Annotated in this window: 16 protein-coding genes; 2 read left to right on the forward strand and 14 right to left on the reverse strand. The window is 63.6% G+C overall.

Features of this window, described 5'->3' with window-relative positions; all coding sequences use genetic code 11:
* Positions 1-13: 13 nt before the first annotated feature.
* From nudB to EAG14_RS15755, 14 genes are all read right to left on the reverse strand, one after another.
* Positions 14-502: a dihydroneopterin triphosphate diphosphatase gene (gene nudB / locus EAG14_RS15685; protein WP_121729446.1), complete on the reverse strand. Its 489-nt coding sequence runs from the start codon at positions 500-502 to the stop codon at positions 14-16.
* A 38-nt stretch (positions 503-540) separates the two neighbouring features.
* On the reverse strand, positions 541-1,362 hold the full coding sequence (locus tag EAG14_RS15690; protein ID WP_121729447.1) for a CsgG/HfaB family protein: 822 nt from the start codon (positions 1,360-1,362) through the stop codon (positions 541-543).
* Positions 1,363-1,474: 112 nt separating this feature from the next.
* Positions 1,475-3,289: an aspartate--tRNA ligase gene (aspS, locus tag EAG14_RS15695; protein ID WP_099658297.1), complete on the reverse strand. Its 1,815-nt coding sequence runs from the start codon at positions 3,287-3,289 to the stop codon at positions 1,475-1,477.
* Between the two features lie 45 nt (positions 3,290-3,334).
* The gene (locus tag EAG14_RS15700; protein WP_099658296.1) at positions 3,335-3,955 is read right to left on the reverse strand and encodes a DUF502 domain-containing protein; all 621 of its coding nucleotides are present in this window, start codon (positions 3,953-3,955) and stop codon (positions 3,335-3,337) included.
* A 9-nt stretch (positions 3,956-3,964) separates the two neighbouring features.
* Positions 3,965-4,288, reverse strand: a complete 324-nt coding sequence (locus tag EAG14_RS15705) for an FmdB family zinc ribbon protein (RefSeq protein WP_099658295.1) — start codon at positions 4,286-4,288, stop codon at positions 3,965-3,967.
* A gap of 81 nt (positions 4,289-4,369) precedes the next feature.
* A complete protein-coding gene (locus tag EAG14_RS15710; protein WP_121729448.1) occupies positions 4,370-5,815 on the reverse strand; it encodes a sodium:solute symporter family protein in 1,446 nt (481 codons plus the stop codon).
* A gap of 105 nt (positions 5,816-5,920) precedes the next feature.
* Positions 5,921-7,486: a ubiquinone biosynthesis regulatory protein kinase UbiB gene (gene ubiB / locus EAG14_RS15715; RefSeq protein WP_121729449.1), complete on the reverse strand. Its 1,566-nt coding sequence runs from the start codon at positions 7,484-7,486 to the stop codon at positions 5,921-5,923.
* Positions 7,483-8,061, reverse strand: a complete 579-nt coding sequence (locus EAG14_RS15720) for an SCP2 domain-containing protein (RefSeq protein ID WP_099658292.1) — start codon at positions 8,059-8,061, stop codon at positions 7,483-7,485. Before EAG14_RS15720 ends, ubiB begins: the two co-directional genes overlap by 4 nt.
* Positions 8,062-8,101: 40 nt before the next feature.
* A complete protein-coding gene (locus EAG14_RS15725) occupies positions 8,102-9,112 on the reverse strand; it encodes a Tim44 domain-containing protein (protein WP_121729450.1) in 1,011 nt (336 codons plus the stop codon).
* 47 nt (positions 9,113-9,159) lie between these two features.
* Positions 9,160-9,891 (reverse strand): bifunctional demethylmenaquinone methyltransferase/2-methoxy-6-polyprenyl-1,4-benzoquinol methylase UbiE, encoded by a 732-nt coding sequence (gene ubiE / locus EAG14_RS15730; protein ID WP_099658290.1) that lies wholly within the window; start codon positions 9,889-9,891, stop codon positions 9,160-9,162.
* 183 nt (positions 9,892-10,074) lie between these two features.
* The gene (locus EAG14_RS15735) at positions 10,075-10,491 is read right to left on the reverse strand and encodes a gamma-butyrobetaine hydroxylase-like domain-containing protein (protein WP_099658289.1); all 417 of its coding nucleotides are present in this window, start codon (positions 10,489-10,491) and stop codon (positions 10,075-10,077) included.
* A gap of 62 nt (positions 10,492-10,553) precedes the next feature.
* The gene (locus tag EAG14_RS15740; protein ID WP_121729451.1) at positions 10,554-10,988 is read right to left on the reverse strand and encodes an HIT family protein; all 435 of its coding nucleotides are present in this window, start codon (positions 10,986-10,988) and stop codon (positions 10,554-10,556) included.
* A gap of 162 nt (positions 10,989-11,150) precedes the next feature.
* Positions 11,151-15,068, reverse strand: a complete 3,918-nt coding sequence (locus EAG14_RS15750; protein WP_121729453.1) for an FAD/FMN-binding oxidoreductase — start codon at positions 15,066-15,068, stop codon at positions 11,151-11,153.
* A gap of 125 nt (positions 15,069-15,193) precedes the next feature.
* Complete coding sequence (locus EAG14_RS15755) at positions 15,194-16,069, reverse strand: MOSC domain-containing protein (RefSeq protein WP_121730510.1); 876 nt, start codon at positions 16,067-16,069, stop codon at positions 15,194-15,196.
* Between the two features lie 146 nt (positions 16,070-16,215).
* On the opposite strand from EAG14_RS15755, the gene EAG14_RS15760 reads away from it, so the two are divergent.
* Positions 16,216-17,352: an FAD-dependent monooxygenase gene (locus tag EAG14_RS15760; protein ID WP_121729454.1), complete on the forward strand. Its 1,137-nt coding sequence runs from the start codon at positions 16,216-16,218 to the stop codon at positions 17,350-17,352.
* A gap of 62 nt (positions 17,353-17,414) precedes the next feature.
* Complete coding sequence (locus EAG14_RS15765; protein WP_099740369.1) at positions 17,415-18,143, forward strand: DsbC family protein; 729 nt, start codon at positions 17,415-17,417, stop codon at positions 18,141-18,143.
* Positions 18,144-18,273: the final 130 nt, after the last annotated feature.

Raw genomic sequence — 18,273 nt, forward strand, 5'->3', positions numbered from 1 at the left:
GAGCCAGGCCGTGTCACCGCACCTGGGCTGCGAAGCGCGGCAGCCACAGGCAAGCCTCCGCGTTGGAGGCTGAAAAACACAAGTCGGCAGCCTCCAGCCAAGGCAGCCACTGCCAGCGCACATGTTCACGCGGGTTGAGCCGCACCGGCGTTCCGACCGGCACACACAGGCCAAAGACCCGCTCGCGGTTGCGCTGCACCCCAGGCGCATAGCGGTGCAACCACTGGGGCCAGATGTCGTAGTGGTTTTCCAGCTGCCAGTCGGTCAATCTGCAACCGGGCGCGCCGACGTCCATGCCGGTTTCTTCGTGCACCTCGCGCGCTGCCGTCTCGTGCCACGGCTCGTCCCAACGGTCTTTGCTGCCGGTGACCGACTGCCAGTGCTCCACACCCACCTCGGTGCCCGTGCGCTGGACCATCAACACGTCCAGCATGGGGGTGTAGATCACCACCAAGACCGATTCAGGGATCTTGAACGAATCCTGGGCGGGCATGGCGGCCATCGGGGCAGGCAGTTCTGTACAAACCGTTGGGGCCAGCATCAGCGCTGGTTCTTCACCGCCACGGGGGGCGGCAACTCCTTGGCCTGCAGCAAACGCACCTGGGCCACCAGCTTGTTGTGCGAGTCCAGGAAGGCTGCGACAATCACCTTGCCTTCGTTGGTGTTGCTCCAGCCCGCACCCGCCCCACCGCCCAGGCGGCCAAACAGAACACCGGCGGCGCCCAGGTCCGTGGTGCGGGCCGAGCCCGTGGCGGCAGCGACTTGTTCAGTGGTTTCGTTGTCGGTCAGCAGCAGCGCCGTTTGCGCCTCCTTGAGCTTGACCTGCTCTGCCAGCCCGATCAGCCCGGCAATGTCGCGCAGCACCGGAATCATGGCGATCACCCCCGCAATGCTGCGGCCCGCATCCTGCTCACTGAACGTCAGGCTGGGGATGAGGGTGTACTGGGCCTCGTAACCGCGCCCTTTGGCCACGGTGGACTTTTGCCGCAGGATGCCCGCGTCTTTCAACTCTTGCTCCTGCACCGTGCCGCGCAGGCCCGCCGAACGGTCCACCACCCGAAAGCAGCCGCTTTGCTGGGCGATCAGCCGAATCAGGGGCACAGGCGACGCGGGCAGGTGGTAGCTGCTGGAGACGGTGTAGCCGTTCGGGTTCTCTGCCAGGGCCAGCGTCGCCACCGGGGCATCGCACTGCGTGAGCGACTTGTCTGCCCCCTTGGCGCCGGCAGGGCCTGCAGACCCTGAAACCACCGAGCCGCCCTCGCCCAGCTCGGTTTTCTTCTCACCACAGCCGGCCAGAGCCAGGGCTGCGGCCAACACCACCAGACGGACACCCACACGGCGGCACAGCACGTTTTTTTTCATCTCTTACTCCCTGAATCGAAAAGGTAGGCTCCAACGAAAAAGCGGCCCAGACCAACGCCTGTGCCGCTTGGGTTCCTGCTACTGCATGCAACAGGCCTTGGTTTGTGTCCTATCAGCTGGCTTTGGCAGCATCCAGGTTGCGCAGGCGAATGTGCAGCTCGCGCAGTTGCTTCTCGTCCACAGGCGAAGGGGCCTGGGTCAGCAGGTCCTGGGCACGCTGTGTCTTCGGGAAGGCAATCACGTCACGGATGGACTCGGCACCGGTCATCAACGTGATCAGGCGGTCCAGGCCAAATGCCAGGCCCCCGTGTGGAGGAGCGCCGTACTGCAGCGCGTCCAGCAGGTAGCCAAACTTGGCGCGCTGGTCTTCTGGACCGATGTTGAGCGCCGCAAACACCTTGGCCTGCACATCCGCACGGTGGATACGCACCGAACCACCGCCCAGCTCCCAGCCGTTGAGCACCATGTCGTAGGCCTTGGCAATGCACTTGCCTGGATCGGTGTCCATCAGGTCCTCGTGGCCATCCTTGGGGCTGGTGAAGGGGTGGTGCACGGCTGTCCAGCGGTTTTCTTCCTCGTCATGTTCAAACATCGGGAAGTCCACCACCCACAGCGGCGCCCAGCGGTTTTCGAACAGGCCATTCTTCTTGCCGAATTCGCTGTGGCCGATCTTGATGCGCAGCGCGCCAATGGCGTCGTTGACGATCTTTTCCTTGTCGGCACCGAAGAACAGCAAGTCACCGTCTTGTGCGCCCGAGCGCTTGAGCACTTCGGCCAGCGCAGCGTCGTGGATGTTCTTGACGATGGGCGACTGCAGGCCGTCGCGCCCCTTGGCCAGCTCATTGACGCGGATGTAGGCCAAGCCCTTGGCACCGTAGATCTTGACGAATTCGGTGTAGGCATCGATCTCACCACGGCTGATGCCGCCGCCTTCGACCGAGCCACCGGGCACGCGCAGGGCCACCACACGGCCGCCCTTCATGTTGGCGGCCCCCGAGAACACCTTGAAGTCCACGTCCTTCATCACGTCGGTCAGCTCGGTGAATTCGAGCTTCACGCGCAGGTCGGGCTTGTCCGAGCCAAAGCGGTAGGCCGCGTCCTGGTACGTCATGATCGGGAACTCGCCCAGGTCCACGCCCAACTGGGTCTGGAACACCTCGGTGATCATGCGCTGGAAGATGGCGCGGATTTCTTCTTCGTTCAGGAACGAGGTCTCGCAGTCGATCTGGGTGAACTCGGGCTGGCGATCGGCACGCAGGTCTTCGTCGCGGAAGCACTTGGTGATCTGGTAGTAGCGGTCATAGCCCGCCACCATCAGCATCTGCTTGTACAGCTGGGGCGACTGGGGCAGCGCGAAGAACTGGCCATCGTGCACACGGCTGGGCACCAGATAGTCGCGTGCGCCTTCGGGCGTGCTCTTGCCCAGCATGGGCGTTTCGATGTCGATGAAGCCTTCCTTGTCCAGGAAGTTGCGCACCTGGATCGCGGTCTTGTAACGCAGCATCATGTTGCGCTGCATGTGCGGGCGGCGCAGGTCCATCACGCGGTGCGTGAGGCGGGTGGTCTCCGACAGGTTCTCGTCGTCCATCTGGAACGGAGGTGTGACCGAAGGGTTCAGCACATTCAGCTCATGGCACAGCACTTCGATCTTGCCGCTCTTGAGACTGTCGTTGGTCGTGCCCTCCGGGCGGGCGCGCACCAGGCCCTTGACCTGCACGCAAAACTCATTGCGCACGCCTTCGGCGGTCTTGAACATCTCGGCACGGTCAGGGTCGCACACCACCTGCACGTAGCCTTCGCGGTCGCGCAGGTCAATGAAGATCACACCACCGTGGTCGCGGCGGCGGTTCACCCAACCCGACAGGGTCACGGTTTCGCCCATCAGGGCTTCGGTCACAAGACCGCAATAGTGGGAGCGCATGGCCATGGCATTACTTCCGGCGCCGCTGTGGCGCAATGAATGAAAAGAAAATTATTTGAGAGGCAACTGATTGGGGTCGGCTGGCGCGACAACCCCCATCGAGACGATGTACTTGAGCGCGGCATCCACGCTCATATCGAGCTCCACACAATCGCTCTTGCGCAGCATGACGAAGTAACCGCCCGTGGGATTGGGGGTGGTGGGCACATACACGCTCACAAACTCGTCGCGCAAATAGGCTGCGACTTCACCATTGGGAGCCCCAGTGATGAACGCAATCGTCCAGACCCCTTCGCGCGGCCACTGCACGAGCACGGCGGTGCGAAAGGCGTTGCCGCTTTCTGAAAACAGGGTGTCAGAAACCTGCTTGACGCTGGAGTAAATGGAGCGCACCACCGGAATGCGGTGTACCAGGGCATCGCCCCATTGCACCAGTTTGCGTCCTGCAAAATTGCTGGCTACAGCCCCGACCACCAACAGGATCAGCAGCGTCAGCAGCACGCCAAACCCTGGGATGTGAATCCCCAGGAGTTTGTCTGGCTGCCACGCACCGGGCAGGATTTGCAGCGTCTGGTCCAGCGTGCTGACGATCCAGTTCAGCACCCACGCGGTGATGACGCCGGGCACGATGACCAGCAATCCGGTGAACAGCCATTTGCGCAAGGCGGACATGGCGGCCTGTCAGGTCGAAGAAGAGGAGCCACCGCCGCCTGCCGAAGGGGCAGGAGCAGCTGCGGGGGCAGGCGCTGGCGCGCTGGCAGCAGGCGCTGCGGCATCGGACTTGGATTCGGTCGCAGGGGCAGGGGCAGAACTGCCACCGCTGCCGCCACGAAAATCCGTCACATACCAGCCTGATCCCTTGAGCTGAAAGCCCGCGGCAGTGACTTGTTTGGAAAAGGCTTCTGCTCCGCAAGCGGGGCAAGTGGTCAACGGCGCGTCGGAGATTTTTTGCAGCACATCCTTGGCATGGCCGCAGGAGCCGCATTTGTAGGCGTAGATAGGCATGTCAGAGCGTTGAGGGAAAGTGCAAAACCTTTAATTATAGGCGGGCGTCTCTGCGCCACAGCCCTCGCCAGGCTCTGGGCGTCACTCCACCCCCACCACGCGGTGGTGCCCCGCATGGCTGTTGCGAATGGCCTGGGGGCCCAACGAGCCCGCAAGCATGCCCACCAGGGCGGCCAGAACGCCTGCCAACTGGGCCGGAAACTCCTTGCCAGCGGGTGTTGCCAAGAACAGCAGCCAGGTCAGCAACCCCAGCACAATGGCAAAAATAGCCCCCTGGGTAGTGGCACGCTTCCAATACAAACCAAACACCAGGGGCACAAACGCCCCCACCAAAGGCACCTGGTAGGCGCCCGAGACCAGTTCATAGATGGGCGTGCCCTGCATGTAAATCGCATATGCCAGCACAAACAGGCTGAACACCAGTGTGGTGACGCGCATGGTCAGCAGATGCTGGCGGTCAGACGCGTGCGGGCGGAACTGGCGCCAGATGTTCTCGGTAAACGTCACGCTGGGCGCCAGCAAGGTGGCCGAGGCGGTGGATTTGAGGGCGGACAGCAAGGCGCCAAAGAACAGCACCTGCATCACAAAAGGCATCTTGGACAACACCAGCATGGGCAGCACTTTTTGCGGGTCGTCCTTGAGCAGCTCGGCGGTTTCGCCCGGCATGATGATCAACGCACTGGCCACCAGAAACATGGGCACAAAGGCAAACAGGATGTAGCAGATGCCACCAATCACGGGGCCGCGCGTGGCGGCCTGGATGTTGTTGGCCGACATGACACGCTGGAACACGTCTTGCTGCGGAATGGAGCCAAACATCATGGTGATGGCGGCCGCAACGAAAAACGCGATGTCGTGAAACTTGGGCTCGGGCAGGAAGCGGAACAGCTCGCGGCTGGAGGCGAACTCCAGCACCTTGCCGGCGCCGCCAGCCATGTTGCCCGCAAACACGGCAATGATGGCCAAGCCCACCACCAGGATGATCATCTGGATGAAATCGGTCACCGCCACGGACCACATGCCACCAAACAGGGTGTAGGCCAAGATGGACACCACCCCAATGACCATGCCTACCGAGATGCTGATGGCCCCGCCCGAAAGCAGGTTGAACACCAACCCCAGCGCCGTCACCTGAGCGGACACCCACCCCAGGTAGCTGAGCATGATGATCAGCGAACACACCACCTCCACCGTGCGGCCAAAGCGCTCGCGGTAGTAGTCGCTGATGGTCAGCAGGGTCATCCGGTACAGACGTCCCGCAAAAAACAGCCCCACCAAAATCAGGCAAAAGCCTGCACCAAAAGGGTCCTCGACCACATTGCCGAGCCCCCCTTCAATGAACTTGGCCGGAATGCCCAGCACGGTTTCCGACCCAAACCAGGTCGCAAACGTGGTGGTGATGATCATGTACAGCGGCAAATGTCGCCCGGCAATGGCGAAATCGGCCGCGTTCTTGACGCGCCTGGCGGCCAGCAGGCCAATGGCGATAGTGATCAGCAGATAGACGATGACCAGGGTCAACAGCACGGCATGCTCCTTGATGTCGCGGACGTTGGAGGAAAGAAAAACCTAAGCGAAAGTGGTGCCAGGGGCCCCGCAGGGCCCCTGGAATCTGCCCACGGCAAACGGGACTTAAAACAACCGAATGCGCACCAGCACCTGCATGGCCAGCAAACCCAGCACAAAGCCCAAGCCCACGCTGCAGATCAGTTGCAGCAAGCGGTTGGTCCGCTTCTGGGTCTCCACCAGCTCTCGCAGGGCTGTGTGCTCTTCGGAGGGGCGGCGGCGCAAAAAGTCGTGGAGCAGCCTGGGCAGCTCGGGCAGCAGCTTGGCGTAATGCGGGGCCTCGGCACGCATATCGCGCCACAGCCTCTGCGGCCCCATTTGCTCCAGCATCCACTTTTCCAGGAAGGGCTTGGCCGTGCTCCACAGGTCCAGCTCAGGGTCCAGCTGGCGGCCCAGGCCTTCGATGTTGAGCAGGGTTTTTTGCAGCAGCACCAGTTGGGGCTGGATTTCAACATGAAACCGGCGCGAGGTCTGGAACAGGCGCATCAGCACCATGCCCAGCGAAATCTCTTTGAGCGGGCGGTCAAAATACGGCTCGCACACCGCCCGAATGGCGGATTCGAGATCGTTGGCCCGTGTCTCGGGCGGCACCCAGCCGCTTTCAATGTGCAGCTCGGCCACGCGTTTGTAGTCGCGGCGGAAAAACGCCACAAAATTCTGCGCCAGGTATTCCTTGTCCACCTCGGTGAGCGTGCCCACAATGCCGAAGTCCAGCGAGATGTAGCGCCCAAAGGTTTCAGGCTCCAGGCTGACCTGGATGTTGCCTGGGTGCATGTCGGCGTGGAAGAACCCATCGCGGAACACCTGGGTGAAGAAGATGGTGACGCCATCGCGCGCCAGCTTGGGAATGTCCACCCCCGCGTCGCGCAAGCGATCCACCTGGCTGATGGGCACGCCCTTCATGCGCTGCATGACCATCACTTCAGGGTGGCAGAAGTCCCAGAAAATCTCAGGGATCAGCACCAGATCCAGCCCCTGCATGTTGCGCCGCAGCTGCGCGGCGTTGGCCGCCTCGCGCACCAGGTCCAGCTCATCGTGCAGGTAGTTGTCAAACTCGGCCACCACCTCGCGTGGCTTGAGGCGCTTGCCATCGGCCGACAGGCTCTCGACCCAGCCCGCCATCATCCGCATGAGGCTCAGGTCTTTTTCAATCACAGGCAGCATGCCAGGGCGCAGCACCTTGACGGCCACCTCGCGCTGCACGCCATCGCGGTCAATCAGCGTGGCAAAGTGCACCTGCGCAATCGATGCGCTGGCCACAGGCACACGCTCGAACGAGGTGAACACGGTATCGACCGGTTTGCGAAAAGCGCGCTCGATGGTGGCAATGGCCACGTTGGGGTCAAACGGCGGCACCCGGTCTTGCAGCAATGCCAGTTCGTCGGCAATGTCGGGCGGCAACAGGTCACGCCGGGTGGAGAGCACCTGGCCAAACTTGACGAAGATGGGGCCCAGTTGCTCCAGCGCCTCGCGCAGGCGCTGGCCTCGCGGCGCGTCCAGCTTGCGCCCAAACGACAGCATGCGCGACAACCAGCGCAAACCGGGCTTTTGAAAGCTGTCCAGAACCAAACCGTCCAGACCGTACCGGAACACCACCCACAAGATGGTGCAGCCGCGCAAAAAACGCTTCATGCCGCGGCCCGGTCCACGCCGTCTGGTGCAGAGGCGGGCACCACGGCACCCTGGGACACGCGGGCCCCGACAAACTGGCGCAGCGCCTGTGCGGCGCGCCGGGCCACGTTGCACAGCTGGTGGGCGGGCGCATCGCCCATCAAGCGGGCCAGGTCCTCCTCCAGATCCCAGCGCACATGGTCGGCCAGCCAGTTGATTTCTGCCGCCAGTTGCACATCGCCCTCGATGCGAATGGCGGGCTTGTCGCCCCGCAAGGCGCCTTGGGCCAAGGCCAGCGGCGACAGCTCGGTCACCTCCAGCCGCAGATCAGGGGTATCGCCCTCGCCCGCCAGGTTAAACAACCCGGCAGGTGTGACCAGCAACGCCATGGAATAGTGGCGCCACTGCACACGCGCAACGCGGCCCTTTTGGCGGCGCAGGCGCTCCATGGCCTCGGGCTCTTGCATCAGAACGTGGTTGATGAACAGCACGGCGCGCTGATGCACTTCGTGGACCAGCCATTGCGGAGGCTGCGGCCCAGAAGTGACGCGGTCAAAAATGCCATCCAGAAATGAAAAAGGGGACTGTGTTGCCATAGTCCCCGATTATTCCCTGAACTGGGATGACCCTGCGCGTTTACTGCAGAGCTTGCACGCCAGCCACCAGCCAGCCGCTGTTGCCAGTCTTGCCCTTGGTCATGTTCCAGACTTCGCGGAAGGGACTGGGGCCTGCCGAGAGTTCTTCACGGATCATGCCGGAGAACTCCACGCTGGCCATGTAGCGGTCGTCCATTTCTTCGATGCCCAGCAACTGCGCTTCGATCATGACCACATCGGTGTGGTTGGGCTCTGCACCGCGCTGCGACTCGCGCTCGGCCAGTTGGGTGCGGATTTCTTCGAGCATGCTGTCCGTCATCATCGAGCGCAGCGTGGAAATGTCAGAGCGGTCCCAGGCGGCTTGCAGCGTCACGAAGTTGCGCTTGGCGGCCGACAGGAAACCGTCGGTGTCAAAGCCTTCTGGAACGCCCCAGTTTTGCGAGCCTGCCAGGCCAGAGCCGATCACCACACCAGAGCCTTGGGCCTGGCGCGAGGCATCAAAGGCCATGCTGCTGCGCTCCCAGGGGCGGGCCGACGCGTCGTTGCCCACGTTCTCAGGGCGGTAGGTGTTGGGGACCTGGGCCGCTGCCGGTGTGGCAGCCCCAGCGCCCGCACCTTGGAAGGCGAACGGTGCGCCACCTGCCGGGCTGGCAGCACCCGAGCGGCGAGCGCGCATGACCATGCCAATCACCGCAACCGCCGCCAAGGCCAGCAGTGCAATCATCAAGAACTGGCCGAACCCGGCACCCAGGCCCAAAGAGCTGGCCAGCCACGCCAGGCCCAAGCCTGCCGCCAAGCCGCCCAGCATGGCGCCCCAAGGCCTCTTGGGCGCTGCGGCAGCAGGCGCTGCGCCCGCCGGTGCGGCAGGCTTGGCAGCGGCTGCGTTGTTTGTGGCGTTCTGGGCAGGTGCCGCGCCGCCAGACGATTCGCGTTGGGTCACGTTGCTCGATTGCTGTCCAACGGACTTACCACCCCCCATGCGCTTGGCTTCGGCGTCCACATGGACCACCGCCATCAGCGCCACCAAAACCACAGACCACAGTTTCATCATGTCATCTCCGTTGAGTCATTCATCAGCATTGAGCGCACACATTGCGCTCAGCACTTGATTCCAACATGCAAAGCCACTACTCCGCCAGTCATGTTGTGATAGTCCACATGCCCAAAACCGCTTTGCTGCATGAGGGATTTGAGATCTTCCTGGCTTGGATGCATGCGAATGGACTCGGCCAGGTAGCGGTAGCTGGCGTCGTCTCCCGCCACCAGCTTGCCCAGTTGCGGCAGCACCTTGAAGGAATACCAGTCGTACACCTTCTCCAGCGGCTTGGCGACCTTGGAAAACTCCAGCACCAGCAGCCTGCCGCCGGGCTTGAGCACACGGCACATTTCTGCCAAGGCGCGGTCTTTGTGGGTCATGTTGCGCAGGCCAAAGGCCACGCTCACCACGTCGAAATGCGCATCAGGAAACGGCAGTTGTTCGGCGTCACACACCAGCGTGGGCAGCACCACGCCCGCATCGATCAGGCGGTTGCGTCCCGTGCGCAGCATGGCCTCGTTGATGTCGGTGTGCACCACGCGCCCGGTGCTGCCGACCTTTTTGGCAAACGCCAGCGACAGATCGCCCGTGCCCCCCGCAATGTCCAGCACCTGACTGCCTTCGCGCAGGTTGGCCACCATCACGGTGTAGGCCTTCCAGGCGCGGTGCAGACCGCCCGACATGAGGTCGTTCATCACGTCGTACTTTGACGCAACCGAATCAAACACACCGCGCACGCGCTGTGCTTTTTCCGTTTCGTCGACCGACTCAAATCCAAAGTGGGTGTTGCTCATGGCATTCATGCTAGGCGCCTGCGCGCCTGCCGTACAGCGACAACCCCGCACTGATATGGGGCATCCGTCGCAGGGTTGATATCAAAAAGGGGGCTAGCGCTTTCAGAATAAGCGCTAGCAGCTACTATTTTTATAGCATTTGCACTGCCGCGCGGCTCCATCCCCTGACGGGCGCGTCGCACTTCAGTGGCTACCGCAGGCATGGCCACCACCTTTGGCGGCCATGGGGGCATCACGCTCCACACCGGCAGCGGCCAGGCGCTCAGCATATTGCTGCCACAAGGCGTCTTGCTGCTGGCCCAGCTCGTAGAGATAGTCCCAGCTGAAGATACCGCTGTCGTGGCCGTCCGAAAACGTAGGCTTGACGGCATAGTTGCCCACCGGCTCTAGGTTCACCAGCGTCACCTCGCGCTTGCCGGTTTGCAGCACTTCCTGGCCGGGCCCGTGGCCCTGCACTTCGGCCGAGGGGGAGTACACGCGCATCAGCTCAAACGGGATGCGGAACGCGGCACCGTCCGAAAATGCCACCTCCAGTACGCGAGAGGCCTCGTGGACCGTGAGCGCGGTGGGCGTCGGAGCGCCTGTTTTCAAACCAGCCATGCAATCACCTGTCAAAAAATGGAAGCGGGCCTGCGCCCGTCAAAAACTGGGAAAGCTACCGCTCACGCGACAGGCATCACGGCATCCAGACGCGCCCGCAGTGCAGACTCCAGCGCGGGCAGCAGCGCATGCACGGCAGCCTCTTGGTCTGCAGGGCCAGGGCGTTGCGCTGCGGCCCAGACCGGCGCGGGGAAGTGGCTGTCCCAATCAAAGCGTGCAATCACGTGCCAGTGCAGGTGCGGCACCATGTTGCCCAGCGCCGCGATGTTGACCTTGGTGGGGGCCAGGTGCTGGCGCAGGGCTTGCTCCACCACCGTCACCGCCTCCATGCAGTGGCTGCGATCGGCGGCCGACAGATCAGAAAATTCGGCCACATGCGCCGCCCACACCACGCGGTAGAAGGCCGGAAAACCCGCCTCCTGCGCGCGGATGACGCGCAGCTTCTCGCCACGCCAGACCAGCGCACCGCCGTCTTCTTCGCACAGGGGGCAGCTCATTGGGATAACTCCACGGAGCTTCTCATATCAAATGCAGCCCGCAACCGGCGCAGCCTATAGCCGTGGACGCCGAGCAAGGGCCGCCCCGCGGCGAGGGCGTCGTCCCCCTCCCGCGCAGCGAGAGAGGGGGAAGGAGCGAAGCGACTCAGGGGAGCTTCATTGCTACACCAGCACCCGCTCGATGCCACCCTGGTTGGCGCGCTGCACATACTCAGGCATCCAGTTCTCACCCAGGATCTGCTTGGCCATCTCGATGACGATGTAGTCGGCTTCGAGCAGGCCGTTTTGCAGGTCGCCCTCGTAGCGGTTCAGGCCCTGCAAGCAGCTGGGGCAACTGGTCAGGATCTTGACGTTGTCCTCTGCGCCCACAGCACCGCTGGTGCGCAAGGCGGCTTCACCCTTGCGGATTTCTTCTTCCTTGCGAAAGCGCACTTGCGTCGAAATATCGGGCCGCGACACGCCCAGCGTGCCGGATTCGCCGCAGCAGCGGTCGCTCTTGAGCACCTGCTCGCCCACCAGCGCCTTCACGGTCTTCAGGCTGTCCTGCTGCTTCATGGGGTTGTGGCAAGGCTCGTGGTACAGGTAAGCGCCCTTGCCTTGCAGGGTGATGCCCTTTTCCAGCAGGTATTCGTGGATGTCGATGATGCGGCAGCCCGGGAAGATCTTGTCGAACTGGTAACCCTGCAGCTGGTCGTAGCAAGTACCGCAGCTCACCACCACGGTCTTGATGTCCAGGTAGTTGAGCGTGTTGGCCACGCGGTGGAAGAGCACCCGGTTGTCCGTGATCATCTTCTCGGCCTTGTCGAACTGGCCGCTGCCGCGCTGCGGGTAGCCACAGCACAGGTAACCCGGTGGCAGCACCGTCTGCACGCCCGCATGCCACAGCATGGCCTGGGTGGCCAGGCCCACTTGCGAGAACAAGCGCTCGGACCCGCAGCCGGGGAAGTAGAACACCGCCTCCGACTCGGCCGTGGTGGCCTGCGGGTTGCGGATGATGGGCACGTAGTTCTTGTCTTCGATGTCCAGCAGCGCGCGGGCGGTCTTCTTGGGCAGGCCGCCGGGCAGCTTCTTGTTGATGAAGTGGATCACCTGCTCCTTGATCGGCGCGGTGCCCACCGTTGCAGGCGGCTTGGCCGTCTGCTTGCGGCCCACGGTGCGCAGGATGTCCACCACGGCGCGCTGGGCCTTGTAGCCCACGTCCACCACAGCGGTACGCAGGAACTTGATGGTGTCCGGGTTGGTGGCATTGAGCATGGCCATGGCCAGCGCATTCCCAGGGCGGAAGGTCTTCTTGCCCATCTTGCGCAACAGGTTGCGCATGTTCATGGTCACGTCGCCAAAGTCGATCTTGACCGGGCAAGGCGTGTAGCACTTGTGGCACACCGTGCAGTGGTCGGCCACGTCTTCAAACTCTTGCCAGTGCTTGATAGACACACCACGGCGCGTTTGCTCTTCGTACAAGAAGGCTTCGACCAGCAGCGAGGTGGCCAAAATCTTGTTGCGCGGGCTGTACAGCAGGCTGGCGCGCGGCACGTGCGTGGAGCACACGGGCTTGCACTTGCCGCAGCGCAGGCAGTCCTTCACGCTCTCGGCAATGGCGCCAATGTCGCTTTGCTGCATGATCAGCGACTCGTGCCCCATCAACCCGAAGCTGGGCGTGTAGGCATTGGTCAAGTCGGCATGCATCACGGGTGCATTAGAAGCATTTTTGGCCTCTAGCGCTTTCCCATCCAGCGCTAGCAGCTCCTGATTTCGTAGCAGCTTACCCTTGTTGAAACGGCCCTCGGGGTCCACCTTGCGCTTGTAGTCGGCAAAGGGACGCAGCTCGTCGTCGGTCAGGAACTCCAGCTTGGTGATGCCAATGCCGTGCTCGCCCGAGATCACGCCATTCAAGCTGCGCGCCAGCACCATGATGCGCGCCACGGCCTCGTGCGCGGTCTGCAGCATTTCGTAGTCGTCGCTGTTGACCGGCAAGTTGGTGTGCACGTTGCCATCGCCCGCGTGCATGTGCAGCGCCACCCACACGCGGCCCTTGAGCACGCGCTTGTGGATAGCCACGGCCTCGTCCAGGATGGGCTTGAACGCCGCGCCGGTGAAGATGCCTTGCAGCGGCGCCCGCAGTTGGGTCTTCCAGCTGGCCCGCAGGGTGTGGTCTTGCAGTTGCGGGAACAGCGTTTCGACGTTGTTCAGCCAGCCTTGCCACAGGGCACGCACTTCGGCCACCTGGGCAATGGCCTGGGCCACGCGGTCTTCCAGCAGCTCGGCCGCAGGCACGTCCTCGGCAGCGTCTTGCTTGCCCAGGGGCAGGTTGCCACGCTCGAAAAAGTCGGTCAGCGCATCGCACAGCTTGAGCTTGTTGCGCAGGCTCAATTCGATGTTGATGCGCTCGATGCCGTCGGTGTATTCGGCCATGCGCGGCAGTGGGATCACCACGTCTTCGTTGATCTTGAAGGCGTTGGTGTGGCGGCTGATGGCGGCCGTCTTCTTGCGGTCTGCCCAGAACTTCTTGCGCGCATCGGCGCTGATGGCAATAAAGCCCTCGCCGCTGCGGGTGTTGGCCAGGCGCACCACTTCGCTGGTCACGCGGGCCACTTCGTCCGCGTCGTCCCCGGCAATGTCGCCGATCAGCACCATCTTGGGCAGGCCACCGTTGCCCTTCTTGCTCTTGGTGGCGTAGCCCACGGCCTTGAGGTAGCGGTCGTCCAGGTGCTCCAGGCCCGCCAGCAACACGCCACTGCGCTTTTGCTCGGCAAACATGTAGTCCTTGATGTCCACGATGCTGGGCACGGCGTCCTTGGCGTTGCCAAAGAACTCCAGGCACACGGTGCGCGTGTGCTCGGGCATGCGGTGTACCACCCAGCGCGCACTGGTGATGAGGCCGTCGCAGCCTTCCTTCTGGATGCCCGGCAGGCCCGCCAGGAACTTGTCGGTCACGTCCTTGCCCAGGCCTTCCTTGCGGAAGGTGCGGCCCGGAATGCTCAGGCGCTCGGTGCGCACAGGCGTCTTGCCATCGGCCTCGAAATACTGCAACTCGAAGGTGGCGATTTCCACGTCATGGATCTTGCCCATGTTGTGGTCCAGGCGCGTCACCTCCAGCCACTGGGCATCGGGCGTCACCATGCGCCAGCTGGCCAGGTTGTCCAGCGCCGTGCCCCACAGCACGGCCTTTTTGCCGCCTGCGTTCATGGCAATGTTGCCGCCAATGCAGGAAGCCTCGGCACTGGTGGGGTCCACCGCAAACACAAAACCGGCGCGCTCGGCCGCGTCGGCCACGCGCTGCGTGACCACGCCCGCTTCGGTCCAGATGGTGCCCACATCCCTGTCCAGACCCGGCAGGCGGCGCAGCTCCACCTCGGTCATGGCTTCGAGCTTTTCGGTGTTGATGACCACGCTCTTCCAGGTGAGTGGAATGGCGCCGCCGGTGTAGCCCGTGCCGCCCCCACGCGGGATGATGGTCAGCCCCAGCTCGATACAACCCTTGACCAGCGCGGCCATTTCGGCCTCGGTGTCGGGGGTGAGCACGACGAAGGGATATTCGACACGCCAGTCGGTGGCGTCTGTCACGTGGCTCACGCGCGAGAGGCCGTCGAACTTGATGTTGTCCTTGGCCGTCAGGCGGCCCAGCGTCTTTTGCACCTGGCGGCGCAACTGCGCAGCGTTCTCGAAGGTGGCGTTGAACTCTTGCACCGCGCGGCGCGCGGCCACCACCAGCTCCCCCACCAGGCGGTCGCGCTCGGCGTCGTCGTTGGGGGTGCGGCGTTTTTCGATTTCGCCCAGGCGGTGGTTCAGCGCATCGACCAGCAGCTTGCGGCGGTCGGGGTTGTCCAGCAGATCGTCCTGGAGGTAGGGGTTGCGTTGCACCACCCAGATGTCGCCCAGCACTTCGTACAGCATGCGGGCAGATCGGCCCGTGCGGCGCTCTTTGCGCAGTTGGTCCAGCAGGTCCCAGGCGGAGGAGCCCAGTAAGCGGATCACGATCTCCCGGTCAGAGAACGAGGTGTAGTTGTACGGGATTTCACGCAAACGGACAGGCTCGGCAGCCTGCGCCTGCAAGGCGGCCAACGCAATCGGAACATTCATGGGGATCAACCTGGGGTGGGCGCCGCGCGCCCATGAGCCTCGGGGCGTGATTTTATGTCAGCGGCCCCAGCGGCGCGCAAAGCAGCAGGCAGAGCCCCTTTTCTGCTGAAAAAGAGCCCCCAACCTCAATCAAAACAATAGTTGGCGCCAAACCGCTGTCCTACGCGCAGCAGCGTGCCCGCACCGCGGACCACCACCGCGTTCATGCCAAAGGTGATAGCCCCCTGCAAGCGCTTGTCACTGCGGTAGGCGCTCAGGGCATCGCCTACCACCGGGCTGCTTTCGGCCGTGGTGGGGTCGATATTGGGGATCGGGCAACGGGCGCAGGGCTTGACGTGGCGCAGGTGCACCACACTCTGCGCTCCTGCGTCAATGCGCAGGTCCTCAATGCGGTCTTCGTCATGTGCATCCACCCCGCCCAGCACCAGGTTGGGTCGAAACCGCTCCACCCCCACAGCCCCATGGCCTGCGGCCGCCAGCCGTTCGTTGAGCCCGTCCACGGACCCCTCACTCGTCACCAGCAGCGAAAAGCCATCGGCAAACTGGGTGTGGGCCGCCACATCAACCGCCCACTGCTTGCTGGACCAGCGCCGGTGGTCGGGGTCAAACCGCACCAAGCGGCAAGGCTGGCCCAGAAAGTCACTGAACCACTGCGCTGCCACGGCCCCCATGTCCCAGGCAGGCACGGTGTCATCCCACACCGTGACGGTGGCGGGCGCCTCGACCACATCCAGCGCCACATGCAGGGCCAGCATGCCGGGGGCGCGCAGCACCAGTTCGTCCAATTTGAGCTGCGGGCGGATGAGTGCCATGCGCGGCAGGCTGCGCTGGGTCAGAAACTGGCCCTGGGCATCCACCACCATCCAGGCACGGTCCAGGTCCAGGCCGGTTTCGGTCAACAGGGCTTCTTGCACTTCAATGCCCGCACAGGACTTCACGGGGTAGACAAACAACCGGGCAATGGTTCCAGTCACATCGGATTCGGCTTCAAATGACGACACGCTGCAGCGCTCCTGAAAAATGGGGACAAAAGGGGCGCACCAGCTCACTTGCTTCGGTGGCACAGCCAAAAGCCCGCCCACGGGCGCCCATGGGGCGATTCTGCACTGCACCAGCAGGCTGCCGGGCCGCTCCTACAATCCCTGCCATGGCGCACACCTTTGATATCTGTATCCGTGGGGCTGGCATTGTCGGCCGCACCCTGGCTTTGCTGCTGGCCCGCGAACGCTTGCGCGTGGCCCTGGTTGCGCCCCCTGCCATCCAGTCCCCAGCCACCGACGTGCGGGCCTATGCCCTCAACACCGCTTCGCGCACGCTGCTGGAGTCGCTGCGCAGCTGGCCCGACCCCGAGCACGCCACAGCCGTCACCCGCATGCAGGTGCAGGGAGACCAAGGCAGCACTGTGCACTTCGACGCCGCCACCCAGGGCGCCGATGCCCTGGCCTGGATTGTGGACGTGCCCGCACTGGAGCAGCGTCTGGCCGAAGCCGTGCGCTACCAACCCCAGGTGGAGGTGGTGCCTGCGCCGGTGGACGCCGCCCTGACCATCGTCTGCGAAGGCCGTGCCAGCAGCACACGGGCCGAGTTTGGCGTGGAATTTGACGTCACCCCCTACACGCAGCACGCCATTGCCACCCGCCTAGCGTGCGAGCACCCCCACGGCCAAATCGCAAGGCAGTGGTTTTTGCCGCAGGGCATCCTGGCCTTTTTGCCCCTGAATGGCGCCGATGGGCACACCGTGGCCGTGGTGTGGTCGGTCGAGCGCGAGCAAGTGGCCCCACTGCTGGACATGGCACCCGAGGCCTTTGCCGAAGAACTGCAGGCCGCCAGCCAAGGCGCGCTGGGCCAATTGGAGCTGGTCGCCTCCCGCGCAGCATGGCCTTTGCAACAGGCCCAGGCCTCGCGCTGGTGCGGGCCCATGGCCGAGTCGGGCAAAACCACACGCAGTTGGGTGTTGGCGGGCGACGCCGCCCACAACATCCACCCCCTGGCAGGCCAGGGCCTGAACCTGGGCCTGGCCGACGCCCAGGCGCTGGCCGCCGTGCTGCATGGGCGCGACTACTGGCGCAGCGTGGCCGACCTGCGCCTGCTGCGCCGCTACGAGCGCGAGCGCAAAGCCGCCATGCTGCCCATGAGTCTGGCCACCGACGGCCTGCAACAATTGTTCTCACGCCCCGAAAACCCGCTGCAAGCCCTGCGCAACTGGGGCCTTCGCGGCGTGGAGCGCAGTGGCCCGATCAAAAACTGGATTGCCCGCCAAGCCATGGGAACCCACGGGCTTTGAGCACACTCCCACCGACCTGAGCCCCCCAGACAACCCGCCCCTCTTTTTTGATTGATCTGCCCATGAAACTCATCTCCCTCCTGCTGGCTGCTGCGGCCCTCACCCTGGGCCTGTCGGCCCAGGCCCAGGAATCGGCCATCCGCAAAACCCTGGCCGAGCGCATTCCACAAATGGGCAAGATTGACGAGGTGCGCCCCACCGCCATGCCGGGCCTGTATGAAGTGCGCATTGGCACCGACGTTTTCTACGCCGATGCCAAAGGCAATTACGTCATCCAGGGAGAGCTGATCGACACCAAGGCCCGGCGCAACCTGACCGAAGACCGCATCAACAAGCTCACGGCGGTCGAATTCTCGGAGCTGCCCCTGAAAGACGCCTTCCCCATCGTGCGTGGCGACGGCAAGCGCAAGGTGGCCGTGTTTGAAGACCCCAACTGCGGCTACTGCAAACGCTTTGAGCGGGATTTGCAGAACGTGGACAACGTCACCATCTACCTGTTCCTCTACCCCATCCTGAGTCCGGATTCGGCCGAAAAGTCGCGCAACGTCTGGTGCGCCAAAGACCGCGTGGTGGCCTGGCAAGACATGATGGTGCGCGACAAGCAACCCAGCAACGCCAGCTGCGACACGGCCGCCATCCAGCGCAATCTGGCCTTTGGCCGCAAGCACAAGATCACCGGCACCCCCACCCTGATTTTTGCCAACGGCACCCGTGTCCCCGGCGCCGTGGACGCGCAAGAGGTGGAAAAGCGCCTGGCCGAAGCCGCCAGCGACACCACCAGCAAGAACTGACACGGCTGACGCAAACCGGGACGTGGCACCGGCCCCGCCGCAAGGCGAACCGCTTGCCTGAGCCCTGTTTTGCGTCAATCATGACTAAGCGGCGCCCGCCCGGCGGGCGCCCCAGAGGGTTTGAACCAAC

This window comes from Acidovorax sp. 1608163 (assembly GCF_003669015.1).
Classification (GTDB): Bacteria; Pseudomonadota; Gammaproteobacteria; order Burkholderiales; family Burkholderiaceae_C; genus Acidovorax.